The sequence below is a fragment of the Haemophilus seminalis genome (assembly GCF_006384255.1).
Lineage (GTDB): Bacteria > Pseudomonadota > Gammaproteobacteria > Enterobacterales > Pasteurellaceae > Haemophilus > Haemophilus seminalis.
The window spans coordinates 129996-146974 of the sequence record NZ_VCED01000001.1 but is presented as its reverse complement, the minus strand read 5'-3'; the positions used below and the strand labels follow the sequence as shown (position 1 = coordinate 146974).

20 protein-coding genes are annotated in these 16979 nt (G+C 37.9%); 8 read left to right on the top strand and 12 right to left on the bottom strand.

What is annotated here, in order from left to right; all coding sequences use genetic code 11:
* Positions 1-5 precede the first annotated feature (5 nt).
* Positions 6-1763, bottom strand: coding sequence for a DUF3413 domain-containing protein (locus FE813_RS00705; RefSeq protein ID WP_139989082.1), 1758 nt, complete (start codon positions 1761-1763; stop codon positions 6-8).
* Position 1764: 1 nt separating this feature from the next.
* On the bottom strand, positions 1765-1983 hold the full coding sequence (locus FE813_RS00700; RefSeq protein WP_139989081.1) for a YejL family protein: 219 nt from the start codon (positions 1981-1983) through the stop codon (positions 1765-1767).
* 128 nt (positions 1984-2111) lie between these two features.
* Here FE813_RS00700 and yejK point away from each other — a divergent pair, with 128 nt between their 5' ends.
* The 4 genes from yejK (at position 2112) to cpxA (ending at position 5755) form a co-directional block, all read left to right on the top strand.
* Positions 2112-3128: a nucleoid-associated protein YejK gene (yejK, locus tag FE813_RS00695; protein WP_139989080.1), complete on the top strand. Its 1017-nt coding sequence runs from the start codon at positions 2112-2114 to the stop codon at positions 3126-3128.
* A gap of 64 nt (positions 3129-3192) precedes the next feature.
* A complete protein-coding gene (bamE, locus tag FE813_RS00690; RefSeq protein WP_118845770.1) occupies positions 3193-3606 on the top strand; it encodes an outer membrane protein assembly factor BamE in 414 nt (137 codons plus the stop codon).
* A 54-nt stretch (positions 3607-3660) separates the two neighbouring features.
* On the top strand, positions 3661-4347 hold the full coding sequence (locus FE813_RS00685; RefSeq protein WP_139989079.1) for a response regulator: 687 nt from the start codon (positions 3661-3663) through the stop codon (positions 4345-4347).
* Positions 4348-4351: 4 nt separating this feature from the next.
* The gene (gene cpxA / locus FE813_RS00680) at positions 4352-5755 is read left to right on the top strand and encodes an envelope stress sensor histidine kinase CpxA (RefSeq protein WP_139989078.1); all 1404 of its coding nucleotides are present in this window, start codon (positions 4352-4354) and stop codon (positions 5753-5755) included.
* A 38-nt stretch (positions 5756-5793) separates the two neighbouring features.
* On the opposite strand, the gene epmA is transcribed toward cpxA, so the two are convergent.
* Complete coding sequence (gene epmA, locus FE813_RS00675; RefSeq protein ID WP_139989077.1) at positions 5794-6765, bottom strand: elongation factor P--(R)-beta-lysine ligase; 972 nt, start codon at positions 6763-6765, stop codon at positions 5794-5796.
* Positions 6766-6981: 216 nt separating this feature from the next.
* Between epmA and frdA the strand changes: the two genes are divergently transcribed.
* The 4 genes from frdA to frdD are packed head-to-tail and all read left to right on the top strand — an operon-like array spanning position 6982 to position 10322.
* Entirely contained in the window at positions 6982-8781 is a 1800-nt protein-coding gene (gene frdA / locus FE813_RS00670) for a fumarate reductase (quinol) flavoprotein subunit (RefSeq protein WP_046939079.1), read from the top strand.
* Positions 8774-9544, top strand: a complete 771-nt coding sequence (locus tag FE813_RS00665; protein WP_005645965.1) for a succinate dehydrogenase/fumarate reductase iron-sulfur subunit — start codon at positions 8774-8776, stop codon at positions 9542-9544. Before frdA ends, FE813_RS00665 begins: the two co-directional genes overlap by 8 nt.
* Before the next feature lie 10 nt (positions 9545-9554).
* The gene (frdC, locus tag FE813_RS00660; RefSeq protein ID WP_139989076.1) at positions 9555-9965 is read left to right on the top strand and encodes a fumarate reductase subunit FrdC; all 411 of its coding nucleotides are present in this window, start codon (positions 9555-9557) and stop codon (positions 9963-9965) included.
* A 12-nt stretch (positions 9966-9977) separates the two neighbouring features.
* A complete protein-coding gene (frdD, locus tag FE813_RS00655) occupies positions 9978-10322 on the top strand; it encodes a fumarate reductase subunit FrdD (RefSeq protein WP_139989075.1) in 345 nt (114 codons plus the stop codon).
* 127 nt (positions 10323-10449) lie between these two features.
* On the opposite strand, the gene FE813_RS00650 is transcribed toward frdD, so the two are convergent.
* The 9 genes from FE813_RS00650 to FE813_RS00610 form a co-directional block, all read right to left on the bottom strand.
* The gene (locus FE813_RS00650; RefSeq protein ID WP_048953952.1) at positions 10450-10743 is read right to left on the bottom strand and encodes a hypothetical protein; all 294 of its coding nucleotides are present in this window, start codon (positions 10741-10743) and stop codon (positions 10450-10452) included.
* Positions 10744-10751: 8 nt separating this feature from the next.
* Positions 10752-11267, bottom strand: a complete 516-nt coding sequence (locus FE813_RS00645; protein ID WP_139989074.1) for a DUF8095 domain-containing protein — start codon at positions 11265-11267, stop codon at positions 10752-10754.
* Positions 11268-11477: 210 nt separating this feature from the next.
* The gene (gene ccmI / locus FE813_RS00640; protein ID WP_139989073.1) at positions 11478-12395 is read right to left on the bottom strand and encodes a c-type cytochrome biogenesis protein CcmI; all 918 of its coding nucleotides are present in this window, start codon (positions 12393-12395) and stop codon (positions 11478-11480) included.
* Positions 12396-12857 carry a cytochrome c-type biogenesis protein gene (locus tag FE813_RS00635; protein WP_065249940.1) on the bottom strand — a complete coding sequence of 154 codons (462 nt, stop codon included), beginning with the start codon at positions 12855-12857 and terminating at the stop codon, positions 12396-12398.
* Entirely contained in the window at positions 12857-13402 is a 546-nt protein-coding gene (locus FE813_RS00630; RefSeq protein ID WP_139989072.1) for a DsbE family thiol:disulfide interchange protein, read from the bottom strand. Before FE813_RS00630 ends, FE813_RS00635 begins: the two co-directional genes overlap by 1 nt.
* A gap of 112 nt (positions 13403-13514) precedes the next feature.
* Positions 13515-15461: a heme lyase CcmF/NrfE family subunit gene (locus FE813_RS00625; RefSeq protein WP_139989071.1), complete on the bottom strand. Its 1947-nt coding sequence runs from the start codon at positions 15459-15461 to the stop codon at positions 13515-13517.
* Entirely contained in the window at positions 15458-15979 is a 522-nt protein-coding gene (ccmE, locus tag FE813_RS00620; protein WP_106014058.1) for a cytochrome c maturation protein CcmE, read from the bottom strand. Before ccmE ends, FE813_RS00625 begins: the two co-directional genes overlap by 4 nt.
* Complete coding sequence (gene ccmD / locus FE813_RS00615; RefSeq protein ID WP_105877582.1) at positions 15976-16179, bottom strand: heme exporter protein CcmD; 204 nt, start codon at positions 16177-16179, stop codon at positions 15976-15978. The genes ccmE and ccmD overlap by 4 nt, the downstream gene beginning before the upstream one ends.
* Before the next feature lie 41 nt (positions 16180-16220).
* Positions 16221-16961 carry a heme ABC transporter permease gene (locus FE813_RS00610; RefSeq protein ID WP_005634316.1) on the bottom strand — a complete coding sequence of 247 codons (741 nt, stop codon included), beginning with the start codon at positions 16959-16961 and terminating at the stop codon, positions 16221-16223.
* Positions 16962-16979: the final 18 nt, after the last annotated feature.

Sequence of the window (16979 nt, the reverse complement as noted above, 5' to 3'; positions counted from 1 at the left end):
TCTATCTATTTTTCAAAAAATTGATTTTCAAGTTGAAACGTTTCCAAGAATAAGCCTAACGGCGGTCTATCTGAAGATTGCTCCTCATAGTTAGGGTTAAATTTTTTGTAGTTACCTTTACGATTAATATGATATTGAGTGCCATCTGATTGAATAATTACATTCCAATTAAAATTAGACGCTTGAACCCAATCACGCCCGCTCAGGTCAAATAAATTATACCCTTGTGTATAATCCATTAATCTATTTTCTACATGGAAAATTTGTCTCATCAATGCAGGTAAAATATCGGTATGACTGCTTAATCCATTCTGTTTACCTACCGGTAAATCTTTCCAATATACAAGCAATGGCACTTGAACCTCATCGCGCCCAAAGTAGTTTTCTCGCTCTTTTTCATTCATTTCATTAAAGGTTACACCATGCTCTGACGTGATAATGACTAATGTATTTTCAAGCGGTGTACTTTCTAACGCTTTTGCTAAAAGAGAATCAATGTCCTGCAAAGTGCGGTCATAATCTGATGGATTTTTAGTCTCCAAGGCTAAATCCAAATAAGCAAACCAAGGTGAGTCAGTTTTTTGTGCTTTAATAAAATCATTGAGATTTTTTACCGCACTTTCATTATTTGGTTTGTTGGTTTTATTCGATGAAAGTTTTATTTCTCGAAATAATGCTTGGCGGAAGACGCTATCTTTGAAATTCGTAGCAGAAAATAAACCCAATTGATAATTTTCAGCACGTAATTTTTCGATTAAAACAGATTGGGTATGATTGCTTAAAATGCTATCGGTGTAATTTGCATTTAGCCCGTAAAATAACCCAATTAAGCCTGCGTTGTTACTATTACCTGTGCTGTAATGATTCGTGAATTCCGTTGAACTTGTTGCAAATTCAGCAAGTTTTGGCATTTTTTCATTAGAAATCGCATCATGGCGTAAACCCGAAACCGTTACAATCAGAATATTAGGTTTATGCGTAATTGGTGCGTAAGTGAGTTCTTTTTTCGGATAATCAATTTTTAAGGCATCTAAACGACCTTCTTGCGCCAATTTTTGCGTATATTCTTCTCCATCCAAGAAACCGTGTTTTTCTAAAAAAGAACGAGCTGTCATTGGATAAGATAAAGGAAAATTAGATCGTTGCATGGTGATAGGACGATACAAATAAGCATCTGCCCAAGCATAAATTAAATGCGTCGCAATGAATGTTGTAGTTAAGAATATACCGGTGCCTTTTAGCCATTTTTGGCGTTCAAGACTGCGTAATTTTTCCCAACTCCAGCGAGAAAATAACATTTGTGCCAGTAAAATTATTGGCATTGGTGCAAAGAAAATTTGCCAATCGCGTGACATTTCACCATTTTCTGGATTGACCAGCAAATTCCATACAACAGAGGATAAATGCAGATTAAAACGATTGAAAACAGCGGTATCAAATAATAATAAGGTTGTACAAATCGTGGAAAATATCACGGTTAATCCGCGAAAAGTGCGGTTATTTTTAATAATGAAACTCAGTGGAAAGACCACAAGTAAGTACAACGCAAAAACGTTGAAACTGAAATGTCCGAGCAAACTCACAAAGAAATAAAGTTTTCCTGCGAGAGTATCCGGCCAGTCAATGATAAAGGCATAACGTGCGCCAATAAGAATGGCAACAATGATATTAAAAAAGGCAAACCAATGACCCCACGAAATTTTTCGTGAAACGTCATCGCGGTATTGTTTGCCGCTGAAGGTGCCTTTTTTAATCCATTTCATATTAATGTGCTTTTACCGCATTAATTAAGGAATTCGAAAATGCTTGAGCTAATGCCTCGCGTTGAGTTTGCGGCACGCTGGTGGTTAATAAATTACTTGCCATGTTACCTAGTGCGATTAAGGAAAGATCTACAGGGGTTTTATGCTTTTCTAGCACTGCGATCATATCGTTTACAATCGCACTTAATTGAGCATCAGAATATTTAGAATGTTGAGCCATAATGTTAAAAATAAAACAAAAAATTTGGCTTATGATACCCGATTATTTGGTAGAACCTAAATAATTTCTTTTTTCTTGCTTAAAAAGTGCGGTTATAATTTGCGGTAAATTTTTCAAAGGTGACAAAAATGAGTATTACCGTTAATCAAATTGTTTTGCATCAGTTAGTCAAAAATGTGGATGGCGACAGCGTAAAAATGGAAAGCGTATTACGCAACGAGTTGCTTTCAATTACGCCAGAAGTAGAACAAATGATGTTGCAACTTCATCAAGGCTATCAAAATAAAGCGAAGGCTTTTGGCGTGTTTCAGGAAAAGTCTATCTTTGCACAGCATTTAAATCGTTTATTGGAACAAGAAATTGAGTTTTTAGGTTTTAGTCAATATTCAACAAAATTGCTTGCAGATGAGCTAGGTAAATATAATTTTGCTGAAAGTGGTACTTTGATTTTATGTCAATATAATTTCTTAGCGACAGATTATTTGTTTATTGCATTGCTTGATAGCCGTCATAGTATGCTGGTCGATGAGCATTTAGATATTCGCCGTACAGAATATCTTGATATTACTCAGTTTGATATTGCGGCAAGAGTGAATTTGACGGATTTACAGGTGAATGCAAACTCTAATCGTTATTTAACTTTCATAAAAGGCCGTGTCGGTCGCAAAATTAGTGATTTTTTCATGGATTTTTTAGGTGCCGAAGAAGGATTAAATCCACAAGTCCAAAACCAATGTTTATTGCAAGCAGTGAGTGATTATTGTGATCAAGGTGAACTCAATAAAGAGCAAACTCAAGCAGTAAAAAAACAAGTGTTTGAATATTGTAAAGCTCAACTTGCAGGCGGTGATGAAATTGAATTGCAGGAACTTTCTGATTCCTTACCCACTCTAAACGAACAGTCTTTTGTTACCTTTGCGGGAGAACAGAATTATGGCTTGGAAGACAGCATTCCGCCAGTGCGTTCAACCTTAAAATCCTTGACAAAGTTTACTGGCTCTGGAAAGGGAGTGAGTATTAGTTTCGATGCTGATTTATTGAATACTCGAATTCAATGGGAACCGATGACGGATACGCTTACTATCAAGGGTTTACCGCCGAATTTAAAAGATCAATTACAAAAGGCTTTAAAATCAGAGAATTAATTTGGAAATATGCTCAAACTTGGGTATTATTTGACAGTACTTTTGCACAAATAAGGTAAAGAAAATGCAAGTTAAAACACTTTTAGGCGCAACCTTTTTAGCATTAAGCGTCGCTTCTTGTTCCACCGTTGAAAAAGTTGTATATCGAATTGATGTACCACAAGGCAACTATTTAGAAGCGACTACAGTTGCTCAAGTTAAAGAAGGCATGACAGCTCAACAAGTACAATATTTGTTGGGTACGCCAGTATTAATCGATCCTTATAATAGTCAGACTTGGTACTATGTGTTCTTACAACAACGTGCTTATGAAACACCTGTTCAACATACTTTCACTGTAAAATTTGATCAACGTGGAATTGTGACAGAAACCAATCTTGATAAACCTTTGCCAGAAGTTTCGCAACAAGGCGAGAACAACACCATTATTCAAACTGGTGAGAAACCAAAATCAAGCTGGTGGCAATTCTGGAAATAGTCTTTCTATTTTCACCGCACTACAACAAGAACTATTGATAAAAAGGAATCCCCAATGTCAAAACTCTTGCTCGTTGATGATGATGTTGAATTGACGGAATTACTTTCATCCCTTTTAACGCTAGAAGGATTTGATGTTCAAACAGCAAATAATGGATCAGAGGCATTACAAAAACTTGATGAAAGTCATGAGTTGGTTTTACTTGATGTGATGATGCCTAAGCTAAATGGTCTTGATACATTAAAAGAAATTCGTAAAGTCTCTAATGTGCCAGTGATGATGCTTACTGCAAGAGGTGAAGACATTGATCGCGTATTAGGCTTAGAATTAGGTGCGGATGATTACTTGCCTAAACCATTTAATGATCGTGAATTAGTTGCAAGAATTCGAGCGATTTTGCGTCGAAGTGTGTCTCCATCAAATAATGTTGACAATACAAAAGAAATATTATCTTTTGAGAATGTAACCTTATATTTAACTCGTCAAACTGCGATGTATGATGAGAAAAACTTAAATCTAACGGATTATGAGTTTAAGATCCTTCACCGATTAATAGAGTCAAAGGGGGATATTGTTACTCGTGAAGAATTAAGTTTAGAAGTGCTAGGAAAAACATTAAGTCCGTTCGACCGCTCTCTTGATATGCATATATCTAATTTGAGACGAAAGCTACCAGAGCGAGAAAGCAAATTGTCTTGGTTTAAAACTTTACGCGGAAAAGGCTATCTTTTAGTCACTTAGTTTTATGAAATTGCGTAATTTTTTCTGTTTAAATCAACTTGCAATCAGAACATTTGCTATGTTCTGGTTTTCTTTTTTCATCATAATGAGTCTTATGATCGTGCTACCCAATCTCGATCTTAGACTCTATTCCCCTCTAGAAGAAGCTGATATTGTTAACTATCAAAAAGAAATCCTAAATATCGTTCGTAATGGTCAATTACAGGGGCTAATTTCAGAAGTTCCTGTTTTACCTTCAGATAAATTTCAACCTTCTAGACCTGTTCTGATTAATTTAAAAACTAAAAATATTCTCGGTGAATTACCAGAGGAAGCGCCTTATATCCGAAGATTTGCAAATGTATCCAGCAATTTTTCAGAACCTAAACGTAAAAATTTTAATAAGCTTCAGCTTTCAGGGCCGTTCCAGGTTTATTTAGGGGATACAGCCTCTTATGCCTTGTATTTTATTTCTTACGTTAACCCACAGCGTGAGATCTTTAATTATGTTTTTGATAGACCCACTATATTGATTTTGATTATTCTTTTAATCACTAGCCCATTGCTTTGGTGGTTTACAAGAATGCTGATTAGGCCTATTTCTCACTTGCAAGAAGCAGCAAATTCAGTGGCATTAGGTAATTTTAAAATTGATAAGAGCCTAATTGCTAATGGTCCATTAGAGATACGCCAAGTCGGTCAAAGTTTTAATCGAATGGCATCTTCTATTGATCGTCTAATCTCTAATCAACAAACCCTACTTTCATCTATTTCACATGAATTAAAAACGCCACTCACTCGTTTACAGTTGGCTACAGCGCTTGTTCGTCATGAATGTGGCGAAACAGAGAGCGTAAAACGTATTGAAAGAGAAATAGGGCGAATGGATAAAATGATTAGTGAGCTACTTCTACTTTCACGCCATCAAATGAATAGCCAAGTTGAACGGGATATTTTTTATGCCAATACGCTTTGGACTGATATTATCAACGATGCCAAATTTGAGGCAGAGCAACGAGGTATAACGTTTCTCACAAATATTCGTTTACCCAAAAATGAATTACAACTTAACGGCAATTCTAGATTGCTGGAAAGTGCGGTTGAAAATATCGTGACAAATGCGCTTAAATACACCAAAGATAAGATCGAACTTCATATCTTTATCCAAGAAGAAGAAGAAGAAGAAGAATTTCTCAGGATCCGTATAGATGACAACGGATCTGGAGTCCATCCAGATGAATTTAAAAAAATCTTCAAACCATTTTATCGAGTAGATGAGACGCGAACTAGAACGACTGGCGGCACAGGACTAGGATTGGCGATTGTGTCTAATGTTATTCAGGAACATCAAGGAAAGGTCTGGGCTGAAAAAAGCCCACTAGGCGGGCTTGCTGTTACGATACGATTGCCATTATGGATCAGTCACTAAAAATCAAAAGTGCGGTAGATTTTTACCGCACTTTTCGTTTAGGCATTATCCACGGAAAAAGAAATCACTTCATTAATTTTCTCACAACCTAACGCAACCATAATTAGGCGATCGACTCCCAGCGCAACGCCAGAAGAGTTTGGTAAGCCAGCTTCTAATGCAGCAAGAAACCGTTCGTCAATGTCTCGAATTGGCAATCCATGTTTTTTTCTTTGCTGATTATCCAATTCAAAACGATGTCTTTGTTCTCGTGCATCTGTCAATTCATGGAAACCATTTGCCAGTTCCAAGCCTTTGTAATAAAACTCAAAGCGTTCTGCAACCCGCTGATCTTCTGGGCTCACTTGTGCTAGGGCTGCTTGTGTTGAAGGGAAATGATAAACCGCAACAGGTCGATCTTTTCCTATTTGAGGTTCAACGACTTCACTAAATAAGAACTGCAATAAAGTATCGCGTTCTTCATCATCTTCAGCCATAAAGTTATGTTTACGTGCGGCTTCGATTAATTCTGAACGTTCTGCTGATAAGGGATCTAAGCCTACATATTCTTGGAAAAGAAATTGGTAGCTTAAACTTTCTGCCGGTGGGCAATCTAAAATTTGTTGGAGTAAATCATCTACCTCATTAATTAAACGATGCATACTAAAGTGCGGTCGATACCATTCCAGCATAGTAAATTCTGGATTGTGGCGATTACCGGCTTCTTCATTACGGAATACTTTACTGATTTGGAATATTGGTCCACTGCCTGCAGCAAGCAAGCGTTTCATATGATATTCAGGGCTTGTAGAAAGCCAAAGTGTTTTCGATTGTTCACCAAAAGGCGCGAGAAATTCTGTGCTAAATGTGGAAAGGTGCAAATCAGTGACGCCAAATTCACTTAGAACAGGCGTCTCAACTTCAAGTAAGCCTCGCTCTGTAAAAAATTGACGAATTTCAGCAATAATTTTTGCACGTTTAAGAAGATTTTTTATATCGGCAGAAGGTTGCCAATGAGTAAGTGCGGTCATTTTTATTCCCATTTTTAAATTTGCATCATTGTAAACGAGAGCCCTTCTCAACTCAATCTAAGGTTTTTTGAGGTAGATCACAAAATCATACTTTTCCCCTTTCCCTACATAAAAAAACGTTATTAATTTGTAACAAAAAATGGCAGAATGGCCTCGTTAGATTACCCTTTTAGGGTGATTTCTATTTTTTACTTTCTACATTTATTGGAGGATATCGTGCAAACAGTTAATGTCGATATTGCGATTGTTGGCGCTGGTGGTGGCGGTTTACGTGCAGCGATTGCAGCAGCTGAAGCAAATCCTAACTTAAAAATTGCATTAGTTTCAAAAGTGTACCCAATGCGTAGCCATACCGTGGCAGCAGAAGGTGGCGCAGCTGCAGTTATCAAAGAGGAAGATTCTTACGATAAACACTTCCAAGATACCGTTGCTGGTGGTGACTGGCTTTGCGAACAGGATGTTGTGGAATATTTCGTACAACATTCACCAGTGGAAATGACTCAATTAGAACGTTGGGGATGCCCTTGGAGCCGTAAAGCAGATGGCGATGTAAACGTACGTCGTTTCGGTGGAATGAAAATTGAGCGTACTTGGTTCGCCGCTGATAAAACAGGTTTCCACTTATTACACACGCTTTTCCAAACTTCTATTCAATATCCACAAATCCAACGTTTTGATGAACACTTCGTATTAGATATTCTTGTTGATGATGGCCATGCTCGTGGTATGGTTGCGATGAACATGATGGAGGGTTCACTTGTTCAAATCAATGCAAATGCGGTTGTGATTGCAACAGGTGGTGGTTGTCGTGCATTTAAATTCAATACCAACGGCGGTATTGTAACAGGTGACGGCTTATCTATGGCGTATCGTCATGGTGTACCACTTCGTGATATGGAATTTGTTCAATATCACCCAACAGGTTTACCGAATACCGGCATCTTAATGACTGAAGGTTGTCGTGGTGAAGGCGGTATCTTAGTGAATAAAGATGGCTACCGTTATCTTCAAGATTACGGTCTAGGACCTGAAACACCAATTGGCAAACCGCAAAATAAATATATGGAACTTGGTCCTCGCGATAAAGTTTCTCAAGCATTCTGGCAAGAATGGAAAAAAGGTAATACCTTAAAAACCGCGAAAGGCGTAGATGTTGTGCATTTAGATTTACGTCATCTTGGTGAAAAATATCTACATGAGCGTTTGCCATTCATCTGTGAATTAGCAAGTGCTTATGAAGGTGTAAATCCAGTGAATGAGCCAATCCCAGTTCGTCCAGTTGTTCACTACACGATGGGCGGTATTGAGGTTGATTTTAACAGCGAAACTCGTATCAAAGGTTTATTTGCTGTAGGTGAGTGTGCATCTTCAGGTTTACATGGTGCAAACCGCTTAGGCTCTAACTCTTTAGCTGAACTTGTTGTGTTAGGTCGTGTTGCAGGGGAATATGCGGCACAACGTGCAGTTGAATCTCAATCTGTAAACCAAAGTGCGGTTGATGCTCAAGCAAAAGATGTTGTTGCTCGTTTAGAAGCCCTTCATAAACAAGAAGGTAATGAGTCTTGGTCTGAAATCCGTGATGAAATGGGTTCTGTAATGGAAGAAGGCTGTGGTATTTACCGTGACCAAGCAAGCATGCAAAAAGCAGTAGATAAAATTGCAGAATTAAAAGAACGTTACAAACGTATTCGTGTAGCAGATAACTCAAGCGTGTTCAATACAGATGTACTTTATACAGTTGAGTTAGGCTATATCCTAGATGTTGCACAATCTATTGCAAATTCAGCGATTGAACGTAAAGAATCTCGTGGTGCTCACCAACGCTTAGATTACACTGAACGTGATGATGTAAATTATTTAAAACACACACTTGCTTTCTACAATGAGAATGGTGCGCCGCGTATCGAATACAGTCCGGTGAAAATTACTAAATCTCAACCTGCAAAACGTGTTTACGGTGCGGAAGCAGAAGCTCAAGAAGCAGCTGCGAAAGCTAAGGAGCAAGCAAATGGCTAATTCACCAGTAATGAATGTTGAAGTATTACGCTACAATCCTGAAATCGATCAAGAGCCGCATCTAAGTACCTATCAAGTACCTTATGATAATCAAACCTCATTACTTGATGCGTTAGGTTATATTAAGGATAAACTTGAACCATCTCTTTCTTATCGTTGGTCTTGCCGTATGGCGATTTGCGGTTCTTGCGGGATGATGGTGAATAACAAACCGAAATTGGCTTGTAAAACGTTCTTACGTGATTACAGCGGCCATATGCGTATAGAACCGTTAGCAAACTTCCCAATTGAACGCGACTTAGTGGTTGATTTAAGCCACTTTATTGAAAGTTTAGAAGCAATTAAACCTTATATTATTGGTAACGAAGCACCAGCATTAGATGGTAAACCACATCCATCGAAAGAATTGCAAGTAAGCCGTACTAAACAAACGCCTGCACAGCTTGAGAAATATCGTCAATTCTCAATGTGTATCAACTGTGGTTTATGCTATGCCGCTTGCCCTCAATTTGGTTTAAATCCTGAATTCTTAGGCCCTGCAGCTATTACTATGGCTCATCGTTATAATCTTGATAACCGTGACCATGGCAAAGCAAAACGTATGTCATTGTTAAATGGTAAAAACGGGGTTTGGAGTTGTACTTTCGTTGGCTATTGCTCAGAAGTTTGTCCAAAACATGTGGATCCTGCTTCTGCAATTAACCAAGGAAAAGTGGAAAGTGCCAAAGATTATGTTATCTCTATGCTAAAACCCAAAAGCTAAGGGGGAAAGAATGTCAGTAACAGTGAGTAAACGTAAAAAATATGTTCGTCCAATGACAGCGACTTGGTGGCAAAAATTGGACTTCTATAAAGCTTATATGCTACGTGAAGCGACTTCAATCTTTGCTGTATGGTTTTGTATTGTATTGCTTTATGGTGTTCTTTGTCTTGCAAGTAATCCAATGCCAGGCTTAGGCATCTTGAGCTTTATTGAGTTTTTAAGAAACCCAATTGTGGTGTTCTTAAATATTATTACGCTTATCGCAACGCTTTATCATACGGTGACATATTTCTTGATGACACCGAAAGTGATGAATATCATTGTGAAAAATGAACGCTTACCACACCGCGTTGTAAGAAACGCACTTTGGGTGGTAACCGCATTAGTTAGCGTACTTGCATTAGTTTTAGTTTATATTTAAGGGAGAGAAAAAATGGTTGATCAAAATCCAAAACGCTCCGGCGAACCGCCAGTATGGTTAATGTTCGGTGCAGGCGGCACAGTGAGTGCAATTTTCTTCCCTGTCGTTATTTTAATCATCGGTTTGTTATTACCATTTGGTTTAGTCAATGCGCATAATTTAATTACTTTTGCTTATTCTTGGATTGGCAAATTAGTTATTTTGGTGCTTACTATTTTCCCAATGTGGTGTGGTTTACACCGTATTCACCACGGTATGCACGATCTTAAAGTGCATGTGCCAGCTGGTGGATTTATCTTTTATGGTTTAGCCACAATTTATACTGTTTGGGTATTATTTGCGGTAACGAGTCTATAAGAGCTAGATTCATTATAAAAAAGCGAGCTTAAGCTCGCTTTTTTACTATAAAATTATCGTCCTTTCTAATCATTAGAATCAAAAAAACAGCTATAAAAATATAGCTGTCTAAATTCGCAAGTTTCTATTACCAATTATGATAATGATGATAATAACCGACACCAACAGCGGGGACCACAGGAAGAGTAGGGCTAATAATTCTTACTTTCGCTTTCTCATCACTCGCATTCATTTTTAGTGGTGTTTCTTCTTGTTTAGAGACCCGAGCTTTTTGTGAGGCCACAACAGTATTTCCACTCTGTACTCGGGCATTATATTCCTGAACTGTTTTCATATCATAAATGCCATTATCTGGCTTATTATCAGAAGAACATGCAACCAATAAACATGTTATACCTAATACTAAAATATTTTTTTTCATATCCACCTCTATTTACAAATTACTTCTGTTAACACCGCTTTCCCTTCTGATACATTATTAACAGCCTTTTCCTTCAATTTCTTATTTTCCATAATTTGAATACGCTCAGATACTTTTTTATCAGAAATAGAATAAACGGGTACATAACTTAAATTTTGCGTATTCTTCCCACCATAAATTGTAGCGCCAGTTACGCTGCCATAATATTCTGTTTTATCATTGGGTGAAAGATAATTGTGGGTTGAATTTGTATAGTTTACACCTCTAGCCTTAAACCCTTTACAAACCCCAGCCGGAGATTCATAAATAGTTTGAGATGAACTCATCTCATCCATTTTATAAACTTTTAATTCAATACTCTTCCCCAAAATCTGTACATCATTATCTGAAATTTCAGACGAAAAGCTTTTTTGATCTACCGAATCAACATAAGTAATATTACTTGCAATAGAAACCCGAGCAATAACAAGGCTGCTAACCATAAGAAAAAATAACGGAATCAAAATATAAGATTGATGCTTCATGTTTATTTTTTCCTTAGTCTTTACTATATTGATATCGCTCTAACGTCAAACCATCAGGCTTAAAAAAGAGTAACATTTCAAGCGATAAATTATCTGTTCTAATTAATTTGTATTAATTATGATAGTAACATAATGAAAACCTAATAAATAGGTTCATCATCAATAATCATTTTTACCGCACTATATCAGAAAGTACTACAATGCTCTAGGTTATTTTTCAGGGGTAATACTTTTTGATTTTTCTTCGTTTTGCGCTTCTAAAGCATCACGCGCGGCACGAATACTTTTTTCAATTAGTGGAACACGCTCATCATCTTTCGGCATTAAGCGTAGCATCATTGCCCAAGTCACTGCAGCCATTTTATAATCTTCCGTTTCAAAATAACGAAATGCGAGCAAACTTAGGGCCTCAACGTTAGTATGATCTTGACGAATCACTTCACGTAATAAATCGCCACCTTTTAGTTTATCAGTCGCATCATCAGAGAACATCAATACGCGAGCATAGCCTAATTTATATTGCACATTATCTGGTTCTAACTTGTTGGCCTTCTGATAACTATCAAATGCTAAACGTACATCACCTAAATTCATCCCAATCTGACCGAGCATCCACCATTTTTTTGCATCAGTTGGATTTTTCTGCAAATCGATTCGAAGTGCGGTAGAAAATTGCTGCATTTCTGCATCAGAAAATGGATTTTTATCTTCATCTTTCATTCTCTCATAGAAATATGGCAATTTCGCATAAGTTTGCTCTAACATCGATTCTGCTTGCCAAGAGCCCACCATAAAATAAGAAGAGCCCGCGATAATTCCTAGCGCCAACACGCCAGACACAAACCACACTTTTCCATAAAATTTGCCAGAATAATCCACATTCTCTTGAACCTTGCTCGGCACATCATCAAGCAAGGTTTTCTGTAATTCTTGTTTGAGTTGCTCAACATTTTCAACTAAACCTTGGGAATTATCTTGCTCAATTTCTTCCAAGCGCGAGAAATATAACGCCTTATTTAAATCATCACGTTTTTGTCCATGTTTCGCTTTGAATTGGCGCAATAAAGGATAAAAACAAATTAACGCCACAACTAAAGTGGTTAATATAAAAATTAATGCAAAATTCATCTATTTATCCTTGTTTAATAATTCTGCCAAACGAGCATTATCTTCATCAGTTAAAACATCTTGGGATTTCACCGCACTTTGAGCTTTAGGTTTACGTCTTAATAAAAATACCACGCCTAACAACACAAGCAATAATGGCGCAATCCATAGCACTAATGTACTCGCTGTCATAGGTGGATCGTAAGTTACAAAATTGCCGTAGCGAGCCACCATATAATCCACTACGTCATTTTTCGATTTACCTTCTTGTAAAAGCTCAAATACTTTGCCACGCATATCCACAGCGATAGTTGCGTTGGAATCCGCAATATTGTTATTTTGACATTGAGGACAACGCAAAGATTGTGTTAATTGATGGTAATCACTCTCTTGCTGTGGAGAACTAAAATTTAATGCATCAATGGATGAAAACGCCACTGAGCTAAACAAAAGTGCGGTCAAAAATAGCCATGTTTTTTTCATTATTGTTGCTCCGAAAGTTTGTCATAAATTGGTTTTAAAGTCTCAGTCCAAACTTTTTCGTTTACATCACCGGCATAACGATAATGAATCACACCTTTTCCATCTACAATGAACGTTTCTGGCGCACCATATACCCCTAAATCCAAACCTAAAGAACCTTTTTCATCTTTTAAAACAACTTGATAAGGATTGCCAAGATCTTTTAACCACTTCATTGCTTTGGGTGATTCATCTTTATAATCTAAACCAATAATTCGCACACCATCTTTAGCAAGTTTGTTTAAATATTGATGTTCGGCATAACAAGTCGGACACCAAGTCGCCCACACATTAAGCAAAACTGGCTTACCTTGTTGAAACAATTCATTCGTGTAAGCTTTATTTTCAAAAAGCTCCGTTAAATTTTTTGCTGGCACAGGCTTTCCAACCAAAGCAGACTCTAATGCTTTAATATCTTCACCTTGCGCATTACGTTTTAATTGCACTAAAAAGGCAATTGTTATCGATAAAAAGAGAATAAGAGGAACGAGTAATTTTTTTTTCATTTTTTACCGCACTTTAAATATAAAAAACAAAAGTAGACTTTTACAAAAGCCCACATTATTCACATAAGCTAATTAAAAGTTAAGGCACACCTAATCAAGATACGCCGTCATATTATTTTCTCAATAAAGCGTTAAATCGATAGCGTCGATCGAACATACACAACAATCCACCTAACGCCATAAACAGGCCGCCAATCCAAATCCAGCGAATAAACGGCTTGTAATATAAGCGTAACGCCCAAGAATTATCATCAATCTTTTCACCGAGAGCCACATAGAGGTCACGAGTTAAACCACCAGCAATGGCGGCTTCCGTCATAGACATACGACTTACTGTGTAAAAACGTTTTTCTGCAAATAAGCTTGCTTCTGGTTGACCATCTTTCGAAATATCAATTTGAGCTTTTCCACCAATATAGTTTGGACCATTCGCATCTGTCACACCAGCGAATTTAAAATCGTAACGACCAATTTGTGCACTCTCGCCGACTTTCATTCGAACATCACGTTCTACGCTGAAGTTTTGGCTAAACGCAATCCCCCAAACTGTCATTGCTACGCCTAAGTGAGCTAACATCATTCCCCAATGAGAACGAGATAGTTTGCGTACGCCAACAAAGAATGATTCACGATGCGTCGCACGTTGTTGCAATTCATAAAGCGCAAGTAGAGCGATAATCACGGTCATCATTGAACCAAGCACCGAACTCACGGTAATTTTATCTTGCAAGAAGTAAGGTAACGCAAAACCTGCAATCAGCATAACAAATACGCTGATAACAACAGGCGTACGAATTGCAGAAAATTGATCTCTACGCCATTTCACTAAAGGTCCAATACCAAGCAATAATGCAAATGGTGTCATAATAATTAAGAACATTTGATCAAAGAATGGCGCACCAATAGAAATAGAGCCTAAACCAAGTTGTTTGTGAACGAGTGGTAACAATGTTCCTAAGAATACAACGCAAAGTGCGGTCATTAATAAGATATTATTTAATAACAATATACTTTCACGTGAATAGCGTTCTGCATTATCACGAGAGCGAATTTGACTTCCTTTATACGCATAGAGTGCTAGCGAACCACCAATCACCACAACGAGGTAAGCCAAAATATACAAACCACGAGTTGGATCCGATGCAAATGCGTGAACTGAAACTAAGATGCCAGAACGAACTAAGAACGTGCCGAGCAGACAAAGTGAAAAGGCTAAAATTGCAAGTAATACTGTCCACGCTTTGAAAGAACCTCGTTTTTCTGTCACAGAAAGAGAGTGAATCAATGCAGTTCCCGCAAGCCAAGGCATAAACGATGAGTTTTCCACTGGATCCCAGAACCACCAGCCACCCCAGCCAAGCTCATAATAAGCCCACCAAGAACCGAGTACGATACCTAAAGTTAAAAACACCCAAGCAGCAAGCGTCCAAGGACGTGACCAACGCGCCCAAGCTGAATCTAATTTTCCAGTCATTAAGGATGCAATCGCAAACGCAAACGCCACCGAAAAACCAACATAGCCCATATAAAGCAATGGCGGATGGAAAATTAAGCCTATATCTTGCAACATTGGGTTAAGTTCTTTTCCGTCCACAGGGAAATCTGGAAAAGTACGCGTAAAAGGATTTGAGGTAAACAAGACAAACAACACAAAACCGACGCTAATAATCCCCATTATACCAAGCACGCGAGCAACCGCTTCTTGAGGTAAATGTTTACTCAATAAAGCAACGGCAGATGACCAAACGGCCAGTAACCAAATCCACAGTAATAAAGAACCTTCATGAGAACCCCAGACAGCAGACAAACGATAATAAATAGGTAAAGCCGTATTAGAGTTATTCACCACATACTGCACACTAAAATCATTTACTGCAAATAAATAAAATAATGCAGCAAAAGCGATGCTTAAACTTGCAAATAAACCATAAGTCATTGGGCGAGCTAATGCCATTAATTGTGCATTGCCCTTTTCCGCCCCCCACAAAGGGAAAATCGCCAACATAAACGATACAGCTAAACTTAAAGCCAGCGCATAATTTCCTAATTCAGCAATCATTTTGCGCCTTCTTTTTCTTGACGATCACGTGTGCTTTCGCCTTTTAAATCTGCATCACCAATCCCCATTGGTTTATGCACTTTTTGCATTTTTTCACCTAATTCTGGTGGCACATAATTCTCATCGTGTTTAGCCAACACTTCTGTTGCAGTTAAAACAGTTGGCTGAGTTAATACACCTTGAGCCACAATACCTTGTCCTTCACGGAAAAGATCTGGCAAAATACCTTCATATTCAACTGTAATCGCAGGGCCGATATCATTTAAATCAAACCGCACTTTTAAGCTTTTTGGGTCACGCACTACCGAGCCTTCAACCACCATACCGCCAACACGAATACGCTGCCCCACCTCAGGTTTTTGATTCGGGTTATTATCCTTACCTTGAATCACTTCAGATGGCGTATAAAATAAGTCGATATTTTGACGTAATGCATACAACATCAATCCACTTGCAATAGCAATGCCGAGCACAACAAAAATGACTAATTTAAATCTGGATTTACGTCTTGGATTCATAGCGTGTTCCCTTTATTTGCTTGTTGTAAACGTTCTTCGCGTTGTTGATCACGCAATACATTTTGTAACACTGTCTTGCGTTGTTTTACACTTTGAACAATTAAGGCAATAACTGCCACTAAACTTATTGCATAGGATAACCATACGTAAAAACCGTAGCCACCCATATTAAAAAAATCACTCCAAGTTTGAAAAAACATAAAATATTCCTTATAAAAAATCGCTAAAAACTAACCGCACTTTATTTCAGTGTTTGAGCTAATGCTTTAACCCAAGGGCGTTTCGCATCTTCTTTCAATAATTCCACGCGATAACGAACTAAAGTAAGCCAAATATACAAGGTTAAAAAACCGAAGATACACAAAATTAATGGAACCAACATTGGAATTGCAATGGATGGTTTTTCCAGTTTAGTGATACTCGCACCTTGATGTAACGTGTTCCACCATTCCACAGAAAAATGAATAATCGGTAAAATCACGACCGTTGTAATGCATAAAATCCCCGCTGCTTTTGCTCCTACGTTACGATCTGAAAAAGCAGAATAAAGCGCTAAGATACCAAGATAAAGAAAGAATAAAATCAATTCTGCAGTTAAGCGAGCATCCCACACCCACCAAGTGCCCCACATTGGTTTACCCCAAATGGCGCCCGTAACAAGCGATAAGAAAGTAAACAATGCTCCAATTGGCGCCATTGCAATCATGGCGAGGTGAGCTTGCTTAATTTGCCATACAAGGGCAACCACAGCTGCAATCGCCATTGATCCGTACACACCCATTGACCAAATCGCTGTCGGCACATGAACATACATAATTCGGAAACTATTACCCTGTTGGTAATCTGCTGGGGCGAATGCTAAGCCCCATACAATGCCAACACCGAGTAAAATAAGTGTTAAAAATGCAAATAGCGGACTCAATTTACCGCAGATACGATACTGAGTTTCGGGTTTTGCATAAGGATGTAACCACTTCCACATAAAAAAGATCCTTAAAAA